This window comes from Pulveribacter suum, assembly GCF_003013695.1.
Classification (GTDB): Bacteria; Pseudomonadota; Gammaproteobacteria; order Burkholderiales; family Burkholderiaceae_C; genus Melaminivora; species Melaminivora suum.
In genome coordinates this window covers 2,653,913-2,671,043 of the sequence record NZ_CP027792.1, presented here as the reverse complement: position 1 = coordinate 2,671,043, position 17,131 = coordinate 2,653,913, and the positions used below count along the sequence as shown (strand labels likewise).

The following is a 17,131-nucleotide window of genomic DNA, read 5'->3' as shown; positions in this document are numbered from 1 at the left end:
TGCCAGCCCTTGCTAAGCAAGCGCTGGCAGCTCTTTTTTTGATAGCTGTCGGGCTGGCCGGCGCCGATGCCAGCACCCAGGCATGATGCGCGCATGACCTGGCACAACTCTCTCCAATGGCTGCAGGCCCTGGTGGCGTTCGACACCACCAGCCGTAACTCCAACCTGGCGCTCATCCACCACGTGCAGGGCGCCCTGGATGGCCTGGGCGTGCAGGCCGAACTCTTTCACTCGCCTGATGGCGCCAAGGCCAACCTGTTTGCCACATTGCCGGCCCAGGATGGCGGCATGCAGGGCGGCGTGGTGCTCTCCGGCCACACCGACGTGGTGCCGGTGGACGGCCAGCCCTGGAGCAGCGACCCGTTCACCCTGACGCAGCGCGGCGACCGCCTATATGGGCGTGGCAGTTGCGACATGAAGGGCTTCATCGCCGTGGCGCTGGCCCTGGTGCCGGAGCTTCTGGCACTGCCGCGGCGCCAGCCGCTGCACCTGGCACTGTCATACGACGAGGAAGTGGGCTGCATGGGCGCGCCCGTCATGATCGACGCGCTGGTGCGCCGCGGCGCGCGCTTTGACGGCTGCGTAGTGGGCGAGCCCACCTCCATGCAGGTGGTGGTGGCGCACAAGGGCATCAACGTGTACCGCTGCCGGGTGCACGGGCGGGCGGCGCATTCGTCGCTCACGCCGCGCGGCAGCAATGCCATCGAGCACGCGGCGCGGCTGATCTGCCACATCCGCGACCTGGCCGAGGCCTGTGCGGCGAACGGGCCGTACGACGAATGCTTCGACGTGCCCTTCACCACGCTCACCACCAACGAGATCCGCGGCGGCATCGCCGTCAACACGATCCCTGATCTGTGCGAGTTCAGCTACGAATTTCGCAACCTGCCCGGCATGTCGCCGCAGCGCATCCAGGCGCAGATCGACCGCTACGTGCGCGAGCAGCTGCTGCCGCGCATGCGCCGTGAGCACGAGGGCGCGCGCATCGACATCGAACCGGTGGCCGCCGCGCCGGCGCTGGAGGCGGCGGAGGACGCCGCCATCACCCAGCTGGTGCGCGCTCTGGCGGCCGACCCGGCCACGCGCAAGGTGGCGTACGGCACCGAAGGCGGACTGTTCCAGCAGGCGGGCATCCCGACGGTGGTTTGTGGGCCGGGCTCCATCGAACAGGCGCACAAACCCGACGAGTACGTGGAGCTGGCGCAGCTGCAGGCTTGCGAGCACTTCTTGCGTCGCCTGGCGCAATCGCTGCAGGGCGACGGTATTTGAATGAAAAAGGGCTGCAGCGCCCGCCAGTCAAGCGCTGGCAGCTATTTTTTCAATAGCAGGACGGCAGGCGCCTTCAGTGCGCCCCGTGGCCGCCGCTGCCGGCCAGCGAGGCGATGACGGGCCGGTCCACCTCGCCATAGGCCAGCACGCGGCCGCCGCGCCGCTGGGCAAAGGCCTGGGCCGCGGCGCGCGTGGCAAGGGCCGGCAGGTTGCCGGCCCGCATGGGGCCACGGGCGCTGGAGCCGTGCACATACCAGGCGCTGCGCGCATCCAGCCAGGCGCCGGGGCCGGCGCTGGCGTCGGTGACGTACTGCGCGGCAACGGCCTGCGGCGCGCGGCCAGGGCTGTAGCGCTCGGGGTGCTGCAAGTACATGAACAGCGACAGGGGCGAGTCGAAGAAGTGCGCGTCGCCGCTCTCGAAGATGAGCTGGGCCGCCCAATCGAGCGCCCGGCCGGGGAACATGCCGCAGACGGGGCAACGCGCGCTTGCCGGCACCGGCCGGGCCGCCGCCAGGGGCAGCCCGCTGGCCACGTCGTACGGGGTAGCTGGGGCGACCAGGCAGACATCGTCGCCCGGCAGGATGGCCGCGCTGGTGGCGGGCGCCAGCGCCTGCCACTGGCGCCAGCCCAGTGCGCCTACGGCACCCGCCGTGCCCACGAACGCTGCCGTCAGCCAGGTGCGGCGGCTGGCGAGGGCAGTGGGTGCGTCGTGGGCGGGCATGCGCGTTCTGCGGGGCTCACATGCGCGTGTCGTGCAGCGCGCCGCCGCTCAGGTCCACCATGTCCGGCTTCACGTCGGCGTAGCGCAGGACCTTGCCGCCGTACTCGCCGGCGAACTTGGTGGCGTCGGCCTCCTGGGCAAAGCTGGCGATCGTCGGGCCCATGGAGCCGTGGCGCTTGCTGCCCAGCACGTAGAAGGCGCCCTTGGCGTCGATCCAGTGGCCCTGGGGTTCCTCCCACTTCGCCTGGCCCATGTCCTGCACCCAGGCGGCGCGCACGGCGCGCACCTGCTCGCCGGCCAGCATGGTGTTGAAGAACTCCACCGTGTCGCAGAAGAAGGACGGCTTGTCCTGGCCGGCAAAGACGACCTGTGCCTTGGGGCCGGGGTAGTCGGCCAGCAGCATGCCGTCGAGCTCGCAGGAGGTGCCGCGGTCGATCTCGACGGGCGCCAGCTGGGCCTGCTGCTGGTCCTTGTCGCCGCAGGCGGCGAGCAGCCCGGTGGCGGACAGAGCGGCGAGGGCTGCGAGGCCCAGGGCGCGGCGGCGGGTCATGCAAAGGCAGTTCATGGCTTGAATCTCCAGTGGGCCAGGGCAAGCGGGAGCGCGATCCAGGCGAGCATCACGCCGCCCATGGTGAGCGGGTTGCCCAGCGACGCCGGCACCACGCTGGCCAGGCCATACAGGGTGCGCACGTCCTCCAGCGAGAACACGTTCAGGATGCGAAACACGTCCGCGGGGTTGAGCAGCAGCAGCCAGGCAAAGGCGTCGCCGGCGAACTGCCCGCCGGTGGTGACCAGCAGGCCCAGCACCAGCAGGTCGAACACCAGCACGAAGAAAAACCAGGTGGCGATGGCCAGGCCGGAAGCGCGCGTGCGCTCGCGCGCCAGCACCGACAGCAGCACGGCAATGCTCAAAAACGCCAGCCCCAGCAGCACTGAGGAGACGATGAAACCCGCGTAGTGGTACAGCGCATTGGCGCTCATGTGCCGCCACAGCAGCACGGCGACCGAGCCGAAGCCGGCCAGCGTGGACAGCGTGAGCGCCAGCGCCAGGCCCAGGTATTTGCCCAGCAGCAGCTCCAGCCGGGTGATGGGCAGCGACAGCAGCAGATCCAGCGAGCCGCGCTCGCGCTCGCCGACGATGGCGTCAAAGCCCAGCAGCAGGGCAATCAGCGGGATCAGATAGATGACCAGGCTGACCAGGCTGGCGATGGTGAACTCGATGGAGCGAAAGCCCACCTGGCCCTGCTGCGCGCCGCCGAAGTAGGCGATGACCAGCGAGAACGCAGTGAACACCAGGGCGACGGCGAGCACCCAGCGGTTGCGCATGCGGTCGCGAAACTCCTTGGCGGCGATGGTGAAGATCTGGGACAGTTCCATGGCTTGTGTTACGCAGAGAAGCCGAAGAACACGTCTTCCAGCGAAGGTTCGATGAGTTTCATGTCGTGCACGCGTGCGCCCAGGGCGCTCACAGCGGCCAGCACCGCCATCTTGTGTTCGCGCGCGCACTGCAGGCGCAGGCCGGTGTCGGTGGGCTCGGACTGCACGCCCGTGGCCTGCGCCAGCGCGGCGACCGCGCCGGCGCGGTCGCCTTCGGCGATTTCCAGCTCCACGGTCAGCGGCATCTGCGTGCGCTCGCGCAGCTCCTGCACGCTGCCCACGGCCTGCAGGCGGCCGGCAGCCAGGATGGCCAGGCGGTCCACGCGCTCCTGCAGCTCGGCCAGGATGTGCGAGGTGATGATGACGGTGACGCCGCCCGACTGCAGCTCGCGCAGCGTGGCGTAGAAGTCGCGGATGGCCTGCGGGTCCAGGCCGTTGGTCGGCTCGTCCAGGAACAGCACGCGCGGGCTGCCCAGCAGCGCCTGCGCGAAGCCCAGGCGCTGGCGCATGCCCTTGGAGTATTCGCGCACCGGGCGCTTGCCGGCGTGGGCCAGGCCCACGCGTTCCAGCATCTGCGGGCACTGGACCAGCGGCGCGCCCTTCAGGCGGGCGAAGAAGCGCAGCGTCTCCAGCCCATCCAGGTTGTCGTACAGCACCACGTTCTCGGGCAGATAGCCCAGCTGGCGGCGCGCGGCGCGCGCGCCCCGCCCGGTGATGGAGGCGCCGGCCACGCGGATGTCGCCGGCCGTGGGCGCCAGCAGGCCCAGCATCATCTTGAACAGGGTGCTCTTGCCCGCGCCGTTGTGGCCGATCAGGCCGAAGATCTCACCCGCGGGGACGTCGAGATCCACGCCGTCCACGGCGTGCAGCGCGCCCCAGTGCTTGCTGACGCCGCGCAGGTGGATGGCCAGGGGTTCATTGGCCGGGAAAGTGCTTGCCACGCCATTGGCTCCAGTCGTTGTGGGCGGGCCGCATGCGCGGGTGAGGGTCCACCACCGAGGGGGCCCGCAAAATGGGAAATTGCCGGCCCACCAGACGCAGCGCCTGCACCGCAGGGCTGGCCAGCAGCAGCTTCACACTGGGGTGGCGCCAGGTCAGGCGGTCCACCATGTCGTTGGCCTCGTAGGGCACATCGCCCAGACCGTCGCCATCGCGGTCCCAGCCAAGATAGTTGCTCCAGTGGTTGCCGCTCCTGGCGCCCCAGGTCTCGTCGCGTGCGCCCACGTAGCGCACCTGCTCACGGTTGCCGATGACGTCGTTGCCTTCGACCTCGTTGTTCTTGGAGCCCGCCGACAGATGCACGCCCACGGTGTTGTCCACGATCAGGTTGCCATTGAGCTTGATGTATTCCACGTCGTAGATGAAAAAGCCCCGGCTGTTGCCGGCCACGACGTTGTTCTCGATCACCGAGTCCTGCAGCGTGCGCAGCATGATCCCGTGGTCGGAATTGCCCCAGGCGCGGTTGTTGCGAACCTCCTGGTGGCGCACCTCCATCAGGGCCAGGCCGCCGCGGTTGTAGTACGTGTCGTTGTCCTCCCACAGGTTGTAGTAGGAGTTCATGTAGTGCGTGCCGTAGCGGCTGTGGTGCAGCTTGTTGCCCTTGAACAGCGCGTTGTGCGAGACGTCCACGTACAACGCGTCGCGCACGAAGCTGATCTCGTTGTTCAAAATCTTGGCGCGCTTGGTGTTGTACAGCTGCACGCCGTTGCCGCGCTGGGGCGAGGCGTATTCGCGCTTGCCGGTGATGTTGTTGTGCTCGATGAGCACGTCGTCGGCTTTCTCGATCCACAGCCCGAACAGGTTGTAGGCCAGGTCGCAGCGGCGCACCACCGCCCGGTGCGCGCCGGGGTAGAGGTAGATGCCGGCGTTCTGGTCTTTCAGGCTGTCACCCGAGTCGCGCACGATCAGGCCTTCGATGACCACGTCCGGCGCCGTCACGCGGATGGTGTCGCCCTGGTTGCCGCCGCTGATGGTGGGGCGGCCCACGCCGCGCAGGGTGAGCGGCTTGTCGATCAGCAGGTTGGCGCGGTAGTGGCCGCGCGCCACCTCCACCGTGTCGCCAGGCTGGGCGGCCTGCACGGCGGCGGCCAGGTCACCCCCCGGGGACACCGCGACGGTGGCGGCTTGCACGGCCCCGGCGATCCACAGTGCCAGGGCCACGCCTAAATGCGTGATCGCGCCCTTCATGGAATGAACAGGCCCAGCGCCTGCAGCACCAGGAACAGCGCCGCGCCAATCATCAGGTTCTTGAAGCCCACGTAGCTGATCATGTCGAAGATGCCGGAGACGCGGTAATTGTCGCGCCACCACGGGCCGTCCTTGACGTAGCGGCGGCCCGACAGGCGGATCAGCACCTCATAGACGCTCCAGCCGAACCACCAGCCGATGATGGCGCCCGAGGACAGGTGCCCCATGGCCGTCATGACCCAGGCGACGGTGGCCGCCACGGCCAGCGACAGCCCGGCGATCTGCAGCGCGCGCTGGCTGCGCCAGCCCTCCGCGCTCCAGGGCCACAGGTGGTCGCGCAGCTCCAGTGCCAGCCAGCGCACGAAGCCCACGCCGCGCTTGTGCGCCGGCAAGGTGGGGTCGGTGGGCATGCGCGGGTCCACGCCGCCCTTGGCCTTGGGCAGGATCTGGTCCTCGACCTTGGCCGGGTGGATGGGGATGAAGTAGCCGTTCTTGCCGATGGGCGTGATCTCCAGGCCGTCCTTTTCGCGGCGCTTGCGCTCCTTGGCCAGGGGCGGGCAGCCTTTGGTGTCGGTGTACAGGATCATGCAGTCCAGGCAGTGCAGGCACTCGCGGTGGTCGATGCGGCCATCCGTGTCGATGGCCTGGGCGCCGCAGCCCACGGCGCAGGCCTTGCAGCTGTTGCAGTCCTGCTTGCGCTTGAGGCCAAACCAGCGGAACGTGCTGGGCATGGCCAGCGAGGCGCCCAGCGGGCAGATGTACTTGCAGTACGGCCGCTCGATGAAGATGGACACGCCCAGGATGGCGGCCACGAACAGGCCGTAGGGCCAGGCGCGGTTCATCACGCCGACCAGGAAGGTGGTCTTGAACGGCTCGACCTCGGCCAGCTTCTCGGCCAGGCCCATGGAGAACATCGACACCGTGAGCAGGACGAAGAACACCGCGTACTTCACCCATTTCAGCCGGTCGTGCCACTTCTGCGGCAGCTTGGTCTGGAAGCGCCCCAGGCCGATGGCGCGGGAGATCTTGTAGATGCCCTCCTGAAGCGAGCCGAACGGGCACATCCAGCCGCAGAACAGCCCGCGTCCGAACAGGAACACCGTGACGATGATGAAGATCCAGAACAGGAAGATGAACGGATCGGACAGGAACAGCGACCACGTCCACTGGAACAAGAGGGAGTGGAACCAGGTCAACACCTGCGTGATGGACGGCTGGGCCATATATCCAAAGCCGATCCAGAAGATGCTGATGGCCCAGAAGGCGTACTTGAAGCCGTTGACCGGCCACTTGTTCTTGTGCGTGGACAGGCGCGTGAGGCGCTCGCGCAGGGCATAGACCACCGTGACGGCCACCAGCAGCAGGGCGAACAGGCCGATCGGCAGGGCCTGCGACTTCCAGATGCGCTCCCAGGGCGCGGCGGGCTCCTCCACCTTCGGGCGGCCGCCGTCCAGCAGGGCGGCGGGCAGCCAGTACTTGGACTCGAACACCGCGAAGCTGCGGTGGCCGGTGGCGCGGTCCACCCGGTTGCCCAGGAAGGCGAACTTCCAGGGGTAGGCGGCCGAGAACGAGGACGAGCGGATGATGAAGATGCTCGATTCGGTGTAGCGCGGCGCGCCGGCTGCGTCCAGCCCGTAGAGGTTGAGCGAGTCCAGGTCGCGGAAGGTGAACGAGTCCGCCCCCTGCTTGACCTGCACCCGGTCGAAGATGCCGCCGCGCACGAAACCCGAGCCCTTGAAGGACTCGGCCCCGGCCGTCTTGATGACGAACAGCGCGCTCTCGCCTTCCTTCAGGCCGGAGTGCAGACGCTCGTAGCCGTTCTTGCCCAGCAGGCTCTGGCCGACGTCGGGATGGTTCAGGTCGCCGAACCACAGTTCGATGAAGGGCTCGGGCCCGCGCGGCAGGCCTACCTGCTCGGGCTTGACCAGCAGGCGCTGCACGGCGCCCATCTGCACCAGCTGGGCCCAGTCGTAGGACTGGCCGCTGGCGGCAAAGCGTGCCGGCTCGCGCACCGTGGGGGCGATGATGCCGGTCTGGCGCGCCACGGCAGCGCCCGAGGCCATCACCACCTGGTTTTGCGCCACGACGGTGACGGTGGCGCCGGAGATGGCGTCCACGCCGATCACGTTCTCGTCCGGGCGCGAGGGGCCGACCTCGATGGTGTCGGCGACCGACTTGCCCACGTACTGGTTGTTGAAGTTGATGAGCGCCGACTCGGGGATGCCCAGCAGCAAGATGGGCTCGGAGTGCTTGAGCACCTTGATGCCGACGAAATGCCCTTCCTTGTCCATCCCGATCAGGGTGACCACCGGCTTGCCGGAGTACGCCGGCGTGTCGGTGATGTCGGTGGACAGCATGACGTAGCCCAGCAGCGTGCCGCCGGGGGCGTCATAGGCCTCCACATAGGGCGGCTGGCCCTTGCGCGCGGAGAAATGCCCCGCCTTGGGGAACACCTCGGCGCAGGGTAGCAGGGCGCACATGTCCGGCGCAGTGGCCAGATTGGCCGGCAGTTCCGCCTCGTACGCGCCCGCGTGGACGCGCGGCGCCAGCAGGGACAGCATCAAGGTCAGGAGAAAAGCGGCGAACCGGAAACCGTGGGCAGACATGGTGCTACTTATTTGATAGCTGCCAGCGCTTTACTGGTCAGCGTTAGAAGCCAATTTGGCTATAAATCACGAAACGATCAGGGCGCCACACTCGCAACTGGCGCGCCCCAGGCCAGCAGACACCGCGCCAGGGCCGCCCCGCAGCGCTGGTGTCGTCCCCCTTCCCAACCGCAGCGCGCCAGAGAAGGGGGAAGGCGTGTCAGCGCCTCAGGGGGATGTACCGAATGTCAAGGCTCCACGATCATCCGCGTACGCATCTCCAGGTGCAGCGCGTGGCAGAAGTGCGTGCAGTAGCACCAGAACACGCCGGGCTTGTCGGCGATGAAGGTCACCGACTTGGTCTCCAGCGGATTGACGATGAAGTTGACGTTGTAGTTCGGGATGGCGAAGCCGTGCGTCAGGTCCTCGATCTTGTCCAGGTTGGTGAGGATCAGCGTGACTTCGTCGCCCTTCTTCAGCGTGAACTCGCGCAGGCTGAAGGCCGGCGCCTGCGAGGTGATCTTCACCGTGACCTTCTTGCCGTTGCGCGTCACGCCCGACTCCTTGGGGTCCGTGATGGCCAGCGGGAAGTCGTCGTGCGAGTACACCTGCTTGGGCTTGAGCAGATCGCGCTTGAAGATGATGAAGTCGTGCGGCTCGCCGCGCACCGGGTGGTCGGCCAGCAGCACCATCTTCTCGCCGGAGATGTCGATGATTTGCTCGTTCTCGGGGTGCAGCGGGCCCACGGGCAGGAAGCGGTCCTTGGAGAACTTGCAGCCCACCGCCAGGAACTTGCCGTCGGCGGCGCGCGTCTCGGACTGCGAGGCGTTGATGTGGCCGGGCTGGTAGTGCACATCCAGGCGGTCCACCACGTACTTGGCGTTCTTGTCGCCGGCGTGGAACTTGATGGCGGCGTCCACGTTCCACTTGACCACCTGGCTGTCCAGGAACAGCGTGGTGTAGGCGTTGCCGCGGCCGTCGAAGGCGGTGTGCAGCGGGCCCAGGCCGATCTCCACCTCGGCGACGATGGCGTCGTCGAGCTTTTCCATCTTGCCGTCGAACCAGTCCAGCACCTTGGCCAGCTCGATCACCGTGGCGGTGGGCGAGAGCTTGCCGGCGCAGATGAAGTACTTGGCGTCGGGCGAAGCGTTCACGCCGTGGGGGTTCTTGGGCACGCTCACATAGGCGGTCAGCGCGGTCTTGGGATCGGCGTTGGACTCGCGCGTGCCGTCCACCACGGGCACCTTGGAGGAGCCGATGGTCTTGAACTTGCCGGCCTTGACGGCCTCTTCGATGCGGGCGATGTTGAAGAACAGGCAGGCATCGCGCTCGGCGGACATCATGTCCTCGTAGTGGATGCCATTCTCGACGTTGTACTGGTTGGTGGCTGCCAGCTTGCCGTCATACGACGTGGCCGTCAGGTCGCAGTTGCCGTCGATCAGCACCTGCCAGCGCACTTCCATGCTCTCGGCGTCCACGCAGGTGAACATCGAGCGGTACTTCTCGGGGTTGTTGATGTCCTGGCCGTTGTTGGGCAGCGGAATGGCGAACTCGCCGCCGCAGAACACGCGCGTGGTGTAGTTGATGGCCGGATCCACCGGGTCGGCCTTGTCCGGGAAGATGCCGTGGAAGCCCTGCACGTTGGGCAGCTCGGTGATCTTGTCGCAGACGAAATAGTCCAGGCGGACACGGGCGATGCGGCTGTTGATCTTGTCGTTGATCCAGGCGTAGCGGCCGTCGTAGTTGCCGTCCTTGTAGGAGGCGTGCGTGTGGTGCGTGTCGGCCACCGTGTACTTCAGGCTGCCGTCGGCCTTGGTGCCCATGACGGCCTTGGATTCGTTGGTGATGCCCCAGCCCACCAGCGCGTCCGGCACGAAGCACGGGACGCGGTGGATCTCCCGGCCCGAGGGCAGGCCCAGGATGCGCATGTCGCCCGTGTGGCCGCCGCTCCAGATGCCGTAGTAGGTGTCCAGTTCGCCCGGCTTGAGGTGGATGTTGGCGCCAGCGGCGCTGGCTGCCGCAGCCGGTGCCGGGGCGGGAGCGGCCGCGCCGCTGGCGGCAGGCGCTGCGGCGGGCTTGTCGTTGCAGGCGGCTACGCCCACCGTCAGGCCGGCCAGCGCGGCCGAGTTGAGGAAGCGGCGACGGCCCAGGCCGGCGGCTTCCTTGGTCGAATTCTCTGTCTTGTGGCTCATGGAGTCCTCTCGGGGATTGGCAGGGAAATAAAGAAGAAAACTGAAATTCGCGCGGCGCGGCAGGGGAAGAAGCGGTGCAAAGGCCGCCGGACGGGCTGGGGCAAATGTTCACCTCTAATGTTTCTTTTTGAATTGATGTGAATCAATAAAAATATTAGAAAAACTCCCACACTGCATCCGCATGCAAGGCGCATGATCGGAGCCCGGCTGCCACGGCCTGGCTGCGGCATGTCATCGGTTTGCAACCCTGATAGAAAGAAAGGCTTTCATGTACAAGAAGACAACCCTCGCGATGGCTCTGGCCTGCTCGGTCCTGCTGCTTTCCGCCTGCGGCAAGAACGACACCCCTGCGCCCACGGCACCCGCTCCGGTCAGCGAGGCCCCTGCGCCGGCTCCCGTCGCGGCTCCCGAACCTACGCCGACGCCTGCGCCTGCTGCCGAGCCAGCAGCTGCGGCCGCCCCGAGCGCAGATGCCTCCGCCGCTGGCGACACCGCCCCGGTGGCCAGCCTGGACGCTGGCAAGAGCGTGTTCAACAAGACCTGCGCCCTGTGCCACTCCGCCGGTGTGGCCGGCGCGCCCAAGCCAGGCGACAAGGACGACTGGGGCCCCCGCATCGCCCAGGGCAAGGACACGCTGTACAAGCACGCCATCGAAGGCTTCACGGGCAGCAAGGGCATGATGCCTCCCAAGGGCGGCGCCGCTTCCTTGTCTGACGACGAGGTCAAGTCCGCCGTGGACTACATGGTCAGCCAGTCCAGCTGATCAGGAGGGGAGCGCGCACCATGAAGGCTGATCTGCCCTGCACGCCGTCCCCGCGCGGCCAGTGGTCGCGGCGCCGCTTTGCGCTGGCGCTGCCGCTGCTGGCCGGGCTGCCCCATCTGGCCGGCGCGGCCGCGCCGGCTGCGGCCGGCGCACCGCCGCTGGCGCGGCAAAGCCGCGAACTGATGGGCACGCGCGTGGACATCGCCGTGCCGCTGTCCGCCGCCATGGGGCAGCAACGGGCAGACCAGGCTATCGAGCGCGCCTTCTCCGAGATGCAGCGCCTGGAGGCGCTGATGAGCCGCTACCGCACGGACAGCGACGTGGCCCGCATCGCCGCGGCCGCCGGCCGCCAGCCTGTGGCGGTGGCGCCCGAGGTGCTGGCCGTGCTGCGCGCTGCGCAGCGCCTGCATTCGGGCAGCGCCGGCGCTTTCGACCCCACGGTCGGCGCGCTGGACGGGTGGCAGTTTGGCGGCAGTGCCCAGGCGGTGCCCGCCCCAGGCGAGATCGCCCGCGCCTTGCGCCTGGTGGACGGCCGCGCCCTGGTGCTCGACGAGCGCGCCGGCACGGCCTACCTGCCGCGCCCCGGCATGCGCCTGGACCTGGGCGGCGTGGCCAAGCTGCCCATCCTGCAAGCCGGCCTGCAAACGCTGGCCCGCGAAGGCATGCCTGACGCGCTGGTCAACGGCGGCGGCGACGTGCTGGTGGCCGGCAGCAACCACGGCCAACCCTGGCGCGTGGGCGTGCGCGACCCGGCCGCGCCCCAGCAGCTGCTGGGCGTGCTGGCACTGCAGGGCCGGGCTGTCGTGGCGTCTTCGGGCGACTACGAGCGCGGCTTCATGCACCAGGGCCGGCGCCTGCACCATGTGCTGGACCCGCACACCGGCTGGCCCACGCGCGGTGTGCATGGCGTGGCGCTGCTGGCGCGCGAGGTGGACGAGGTCAACGGCTGGGGCACGGCACTCATGGTGCAGGGCCCTGCCAAGGCGGCCACGTGGTCTGCACGCCACCCGGGCGTGGAGCTGCTGGTGGCCAGTGCGGACGGCGCCCGCTGGACGTCGCCCGGCATGACGGCGCGGTTGCAACCCGCCGCTTAAGCCCTACATCAAAAAGCATAGCTGCTGGCGCTTGTCCCAAGCCGCTTTCAGGTACTTTTGTATCTGAAAGCGAGGCGGGGCAAGCGCCAGCAGCTATTTTTTTGCTAGCGCCCCGGCGCCTGCGCCTGCGGGCAGCGCACCTCGAAGAACTCGCGCTCGGCCAGCGTGGCGCCCAGGCGCACGGCGGTGAGGCAGCCGCCCCAGACGCAGCCCGTGTCCAGCCCCAGCAGGTCGGGTCGCTCCAGCCGGCCCAGGGTGGACCAGTGGCCGAAGGCAATCAGCGTGCCTGCGCTGCGCCGTCCCGGCGCGTCGAACCACGGCAACAGGCCCGGTGGGGCCTGGCTGGCGCTTTCGGCGCTGTCGAAATCCATGCGGCCCTGCGGCGTGCAAAAGCGCAGCCGCGTGAAGGCGTTGACGATGGTGCGCAGGCGGTCGGCGCCGGCCAGGTCGTCGCTCCACTGCGCCGGCGTGTTGCCGTACATCTGCGCCAGGAAGGCGGGCAGGGCGTCGCTTTGCAGCGCCTGCTCCACTTCGGCGGCGTGGCCGAGCGCGTCCTGCACGCTCCACTGCGGCAGCAGCCCGGCATGCAGCGCCAGGAAGTGGCCGCCGCCATGCGCCACATGCCGCGCCAGGGGCTGGCGGCGCAGCCACTGCAGCAGCGCCTCGCGGTCATCGGCCTGCAGGATGGCGTCCAGCGTGTCGCGCCTGGAGGGCGCGCGCGCGCCGTGGGCCACGGCCAGCAGGTGCAGATCGTGGTTGCCCAGCACCGCCAGCATGCTGCCTTCCAGCGCCCTGCAGCGGCGCAGCACGGCGGCCGAACCGGGGCCACGATTGACCAGGTCACCCAGCAAGTACACGGTATCGCGGCTGGGCGAAAAGCCGATGTGCGACAGCAGCCGCTCCAATGCGTCGCCGCAGCCCTGTATATCGCCCACACAGTAAATGCTCATCGGGTTTGCTGTCCTCGGCCTGCCAAAGATGGCTGCCGGATTGTCGCCCAGTCGCCGCCTCACGCCAGTGCACAGGCAAAGCTTCGGGGCCCGGCGTGCAATAGATGAATCTGTTAGTAACTTTGACCACTGCAATGTCTGAGGGGCAGACGTATGCACCTGGCTTTTTCATTTCTGCCTGTGCTGTGCAAGCGCGCGTGCCTGGCTGCTGCGCGGTATCCCCATGGATTTTTATGGACGGGCGCAGGCAATATCACCAATGAATGCCACGCCGCTGCTTTCACGTGCATATAATCGCCCCGCGTATTCAATTCCAACCACCGTTTACTCACCGCACCATCATGAATGAAACCAGCTACAAGGATCTCCTGAAGCAGCGCGAAGCGCTGGAGCAGCAAATCAACGAGGCCCGTCAGCGCGAGCTTTCCACCGCCGTGTCCCGAGTGCGCGAGCTGGTGGCTGAATATGGGCTGACGCAGCAGGATGTATTCCCGGCTGGTCGCTCGACCCGTGCGGTCTCGGCGCCGGCGACCAAGGTGGCTCCCAAATACCGCAATCCCGCCACCGGCCAGACCTGGACGGGCCGCGGCAAGCCGCCGCGCTGGATCCAGAACGAAGAGCGCGAGAAGTTTGCTATTTAAGCGCTTATCGGCTTAAGCGCCGACACCCTGTGCCGCCATTGGCCGCATATGCGTAGTTCCACGAATGGCCCGCCTTGTGCGGGCCTTTGTTTTTGGCGACGGCGGGTGTTGGCGCCAAGCGGAAAATAGGCAGGCGAGAGCGCCAGGGGCGGCTGGTATCTGCCAGTTTATCGCCGCTGCCGTGCGGCCGCGGTTTGGCATTGCCCGGCAGGGCTGCCAGAATGGGACCAGTGTTGTCCACGAAATGGAGTTGTCCCATGTCTGCAGTTTCCCCCGAGAACAAGAATCTTGCCGCCGGTGCGCATGCCTTCGCATCCACGCTCCAGAGTTTTGCCACCGCTTCGGGCCGCCAGGGCCGGTTCTTCTCGCTGCCCGAGCTGGCGCGCCAGTTTCCGTCCATCAACCGCCTGCCCCAGTCCATCCGCATCGTGCTGGAATCGGTGCTGCGCAATTGCGACGGGCGCAAGGTAACGGCCGAGCACGTGGCCCAGCTGGCGCAGTGGAACCCCACCGCGCCGCGCAAGGACGAGATTCCCTTCATCGTCTCGCGCGTGGTGCTGCAGGACTTCACCGGCGTGCCCCTGCTGGTGGACCTGGCGGCCATGCGCAGCGCCGCCCAGCGCCTGGGCCAGGAGCCGCGCAAGATCGAACCCCTGGTGCCCGTGGACCTGGTGGTGGACCACTCCATCATGGTGGACCACTACGGCACGCCCGACGCGCTGGACTTGAACATGAAGCTCGAGTTCCACCGCAACCGCGAGCGCTACGAGTTCATGAAGTGGGGCATGCAGGCCTTTGACACCTTCGGCGTGGTGCCCCCGGGCTTTGGCATCGTGCACCAGGTCAACCTGGAATACCTGGCGCCCGGCGTGCACCAGGGCAAGGACGGCACCTACTACCCCGATACCCTGGTGGGCACCGACAGCCACACCACCATGGTCAACGGCATCGGCGTGGTCGGCTGGGGCGTGGGCGGCATCGAGGCCGAGGCCGCCATGCTGGGCCAGCCGGTGTACTTCCTGACCCCCGACGTGGTGGGCTTCGAACTCACCGGCCAGCTGCGCGAGGGCGTCACCGCCACCGACCTGGTGCTCACCGTGACCGAGATGCTGCGCAAGGCCAAGGTGGTGGGCAAGTTCGTCGAGTTCTTTGGCGAAGGTACGCGCTCCCTGGCGGTGCCTGACCGCGCCACCATCGGCAACATGGCGCCCGAGTACGGCGCCACCATGGGTTTCTTCCCGGTGGACGAAAAGACGCTCGACTACTTCCGCGGCACCGGCCGCAGCCAGGAGGACATCGAGGCGCTGGAGGCCTACTTCCGCGCCCAGGGCCTGTTCGGCGTGCCCGGCACGGGCGAGATCGAGTATTCGCAGATCGTGCGGCTGGACCTGTCCAACGTCACGCCCAGCCTGGCCGGCCCCAAGCGCCCGCAGGACCGCATCGAGCTGGACAACGTCTGCCACCAGTTCACCTCGCTGTTTTCCAAGCCCATGGCCGATGGCGGCTTCAACCAGCCCGCCGAGATGCTCCAGACACGCCACCACGTGCGCCACGGCGATGCGGCCAGCAAGCCGCCGCGCGAGACCGCGCCCACGCCGCCCGGCTCCCCGCGCTTTCTGGAGGAGATGGAAAACAACCGGCCCAACCGCAAGGTCATGCATGACGAGGCTGCCGGCGCCACTGCGCTGCCCGAGCAGGACGTGGACTTCAGCCTGGGCAACGGCGACGTGCTGATCGCCGCCATCACCAGCTGCACCAACACCTCCAACCCCAGCGTGCTGCTGGCTGCCGGCCTGCTGGCCAAGAAGGCGGTGGAGGCGGGCCTGACCGTGCAGCCGCACATCAAGACGTCGCTTGCGCCCGGCTCGCGCGTGGTGACCGAATACCTCACCCAGGCCGGCCTGCTGCCCTACCTGGAACAGCTGGGCTTCGCCCTGGCCGGGTACGGCTGCACGACCTGCATCGGCAACGCCGGCGACCTGGCGCCCGAGATCAACGACGCCATTACCCGCAACGATCTGGTGTGCGCCGCCGTGCTCTCGGGCAACCGCAACTTCGAGGCACGCATCCACCCCAACATCAAGGCCAACTTCCTGGCCAGCCCGCCGCTGGTGGTGGCCTACGCCATTGCCGGCACGGTGCTGCGCGACCTGACCACGCAATGCCTGGGCAAGGGCCGGGACGGGCGCGAAGTGTTCCTGCGCGACATCTGGCCCAGCAGCGACGAAATCCACGCGCTGATGAACTACGCCATGAACGGCCAGGCCTTCCGCGAGAACTACGCCAAGGTCAAGACCGACCCGGGCGAGCTGTGGAGCGCCATCAAGGGCGTGACGGGAGAGGTCTATTCCTGGCCGCAGAGCACCTACATCGCCGAGCCGCCGTACTTTGACGACTTTGCTATCGATTCAGGAGCTGCCAGCGCAGCATCCACGGTCGGTGCAGGCCAAAAAGGTGCTGAATCGGTGCAGGGTGCGCACATCATGGCGCTGTTTGGCGACTCCATCACCACCGACCACATCTCGCCCGCCGGCTCCATCAAACAGGACGGCCCGGCCGGCCAGTGGCTGCTGGACCATGGCGTGCAGCGGCTGGACTTCAACAGCTACGGCTCGCGCCGCGGCCACCACGAGGTGATGATGCGCGGCACCTTCGCCAACGTGCGCATCAAGAACCTGATGATCCCGGCGCTGGAAGACGGCTCGCGCGAGGAAGGGGGCCTGACCCTGTACCAGGGCGAGGGGCCGCAGCGCGGGGCCAAGATGTCCATCTTCGACGCGGCCATGCAGTACCTGAAGGCCGGGCGTTCCACCGTGGTGCTGGCCGGCGAGGAATACGGCACCGGCTCCAGCCGCGACTGGGCGGCCAAGGGCACACAGCTGCTGGGCATCAAGGCCGTGGTGGCCAGGAGCTTTGAGCGCATCCACCGCTCCAACCTGGTCGGCATGGGCGTGCTGCCGCTGCAGTTTCGCGCCAACGAATCCTGGCAGACCCTGGGCCTGAAGGGCGACGAGCTGATCGACATCCTGCCCGACCCGCAGCTGACGCCGCAAAGCGAGGCCCGCATGGTCATCCGCCGCGCCGATGGCAGCGTGGTGCAGGAGGTCACGCTGACCCTGCGCATCGACACTCCCATTGAAGTGGACTACTACCGCGCCGGGGGCATCCTGCCCTACGTGCTGCGCCAGCTGCTGACGCAGTAAGCGCGGCGGCCCCGGGGCGGGACCGGCAGGGCAGGGCGGGGCAGAGGCAACTCTGGCCCGCCTTTTTTTTCGCCGGCGGTGCAGTCACCTGCGAGGCAAAAGGCGGGTGGACCCTGAGCCGGCAAACTCGGCAGGCCGCTAGACTTGTA

Annotated in this window: 13 protein-coding genes; 5 read left to right on the top strand and 8 right to left on the bottom strand. The window is 67.7% G+C overall.

Annotated features, from left to right (window positions below; all coding sequences use genetic code 11):
- The first annotated feature begins 93 nt into the window (after window positions 1–93).
- On the top strand, window positions 94–1,269 hold the full coding sequence (gene argE, locus C7H73_RS12235) for an acetylornithine deacetylase (protein WP_106846900.1): 1,176 nt from the start codon (window positions 94–96) through the stop codon (window positions 1,267–1,269).
- Window positions 1,270–1,342: 73 nt separating this feature from the next.
- Here the strand turns inward: argE and C7H73_RS12230 are convergent, their stop codons facing one another.
- The 7 genes from C7H73_RS12230 to nosZ all read right to left on the bottom strand — a co-directional run bounded on the left by C7H73_RS12230 (window position 1,343) and on the right by nosZ (window position 10,331).
- Window positions 1,343–1,990: a nitrous oxide reductase accessory protein NosL gene (locus tag C7H73_RS12230; protein ID WP_106846899.1), complete on the bottom strand. Its 648-nt coding sequence runs from the start codon at window positions 1,988–1,990 to the stop codon at window positions 1,343–1,345.
- A gap of 16 nt (window positions 1,991–2,006) precedes the next feature.
- Complete coding sequence (locus C7H73_RS12225) at window positions 2,007–2,555, bottom strand: nitrous oxide reductase accessory protein NosL (RefSeq protein WP_106846898.1); 549 nt, start codon at window positions 2,553–2,555, stop codon at window positions 2,007–2,009.
- Entirely contained in the window at window positions 2,552–3,367 is an 816-nt protein-coding gene (locus C7H73_RS12220; protein WP_106846897.1) for an ABC transporter permease, read from the bottom strand. Before C7H73_RS12220 ends, C7H73_RS12225 begins: the two co-directional genes overlap by 4 nt.
- Before the next feature lie 8 nt (window positions 3,368–3,375).
- Window positions 3,376–4,308 carry an ABC transporter ATP-binding protein gene (locus C7H73_RS12215; protein WP_106846896.1) on the bottom strand — a complete coding sequence of 311 codons (933 nt, stop codon included), beginning with the start codon at window positions 4,306–4,308 and terminating at the stop codon, window positions 3,376–3,378.
- Complete coding sequence (locus C7H73_RS12210) at window positions 4,283–5,554, bottom strand: nitrous oxide reductase family maturation protein NosD (protein ID WP_106846895.1); 1,272 nt, start codon at window positions 5,552–5,554, stop codon at window positions 4,283–4,285. The genes C7H73_RS12215 and C7H73_RS12210 overlap by 26 nt, the downstream gene beginning before the upstream one ends.
- The gene (locus C7H73_RS12205) at window positions 5,551–8,160 is read right to left on the bottom strand and encodes a NosR/NirI family protein (RefSeq protein WP_106846894.1); all 2,610 of its coding nucleotides are present in this window, start codon (window positions 8,158–8,160) and stop codon (window positions 5,551–5,553) included. Before C7H73_RS12205 ends, C7H73_RS12210 begins: the two co-directional genes overlap by 4 nt.
- Window positions 8,161–8,387: 227 nt before the next feature.
- Window positions 8,388–10,331 (bottom strand): TAT-dependent nitrous-oxide reductase, encoded by a 1,944-nt coding sequence (gene nosZ, locus C7H73_RS12200; protein WP_106846893.1) that lies wholly within the window; start codon window positions 10,329–10,331, stop codon window positions 8,388–8,390.
- A 268-nt stretch (window positions 10,332–10,599) separates the two neighbouring features.
- On the opposite strand from nosZ, the gene C7H73_RS12195 reads away from it, so the two are divergent.
- Window positions 10,600–11,094: a c-type cytochrome gene (locus tag C7H73_RS12195; RefSeq protein ID WP_106846892.1), complete on the top strand. Its 495-nt coding sequence runs from the start codon at window positions 10,600–10,602 to the stop codon at window positions 11,092–11,094.
- 20 nt (window positions 11,095–11,114) lie between these two features.
- The gene (locus C7H73_RS12190; protein WP_106846891.1) at window positions 11,115–12,188 is read left to right on the top strand and encodes an FAD:protein FMN transferase; all 1,074 of its coding nucleotides are present in this window, start codon (window positions 11,115–11,117) and stop codon (window positions 12,186–12,188) included.
- Between the two features lie 104 nt (window positions 12,189–12,292).
- Here the strand turns inward: C7H73_RS12190 and C7H73_RS12185 are convergent, their stop codons facing one another.
- On the bottom strand, window positions 12,293–13,138 hold the full coding sequence (locus C7H73_RS12185; RefSeq protein WP_106846890.1) for a symmetrical bis(5'-nucleosyl)-tetraphosphatase: 846 nt from the start codon (window positions 13,136–13,138) through the stop codon (window positions 12,293–12,295).
- Window positions 13,139–13,479: 341 nt separating this feature from the next.
- Between C7H73_RS12185 and C7H73_RS12180 the strand changes: the two genes are divergently transcribed.
- On the top strand, window positions 13,480–13,779 hold the full coding sequence (locus tag C7H73_RS12180) for an H-NS histone family protein (RefSeq protein WP_106846889.1): 300 nt from the start codon (window positions 13,480–13,482) through the stop codon (window positions 13,777–13,779).
- A 257-nt stretch (window positions 13,780–14,036) separates the two neighbouring features.
- Entirely contained in the window at window positions 14,037–16,982 is a 2,946-nt protein-coding gene (locus C7H73_RS12175; RefSeq protein WP_106846888.1) for an aconitate hydratase, read from the top strand.
- Window positions 16,983–17,131: the final 149 nt, after the last annotated feature.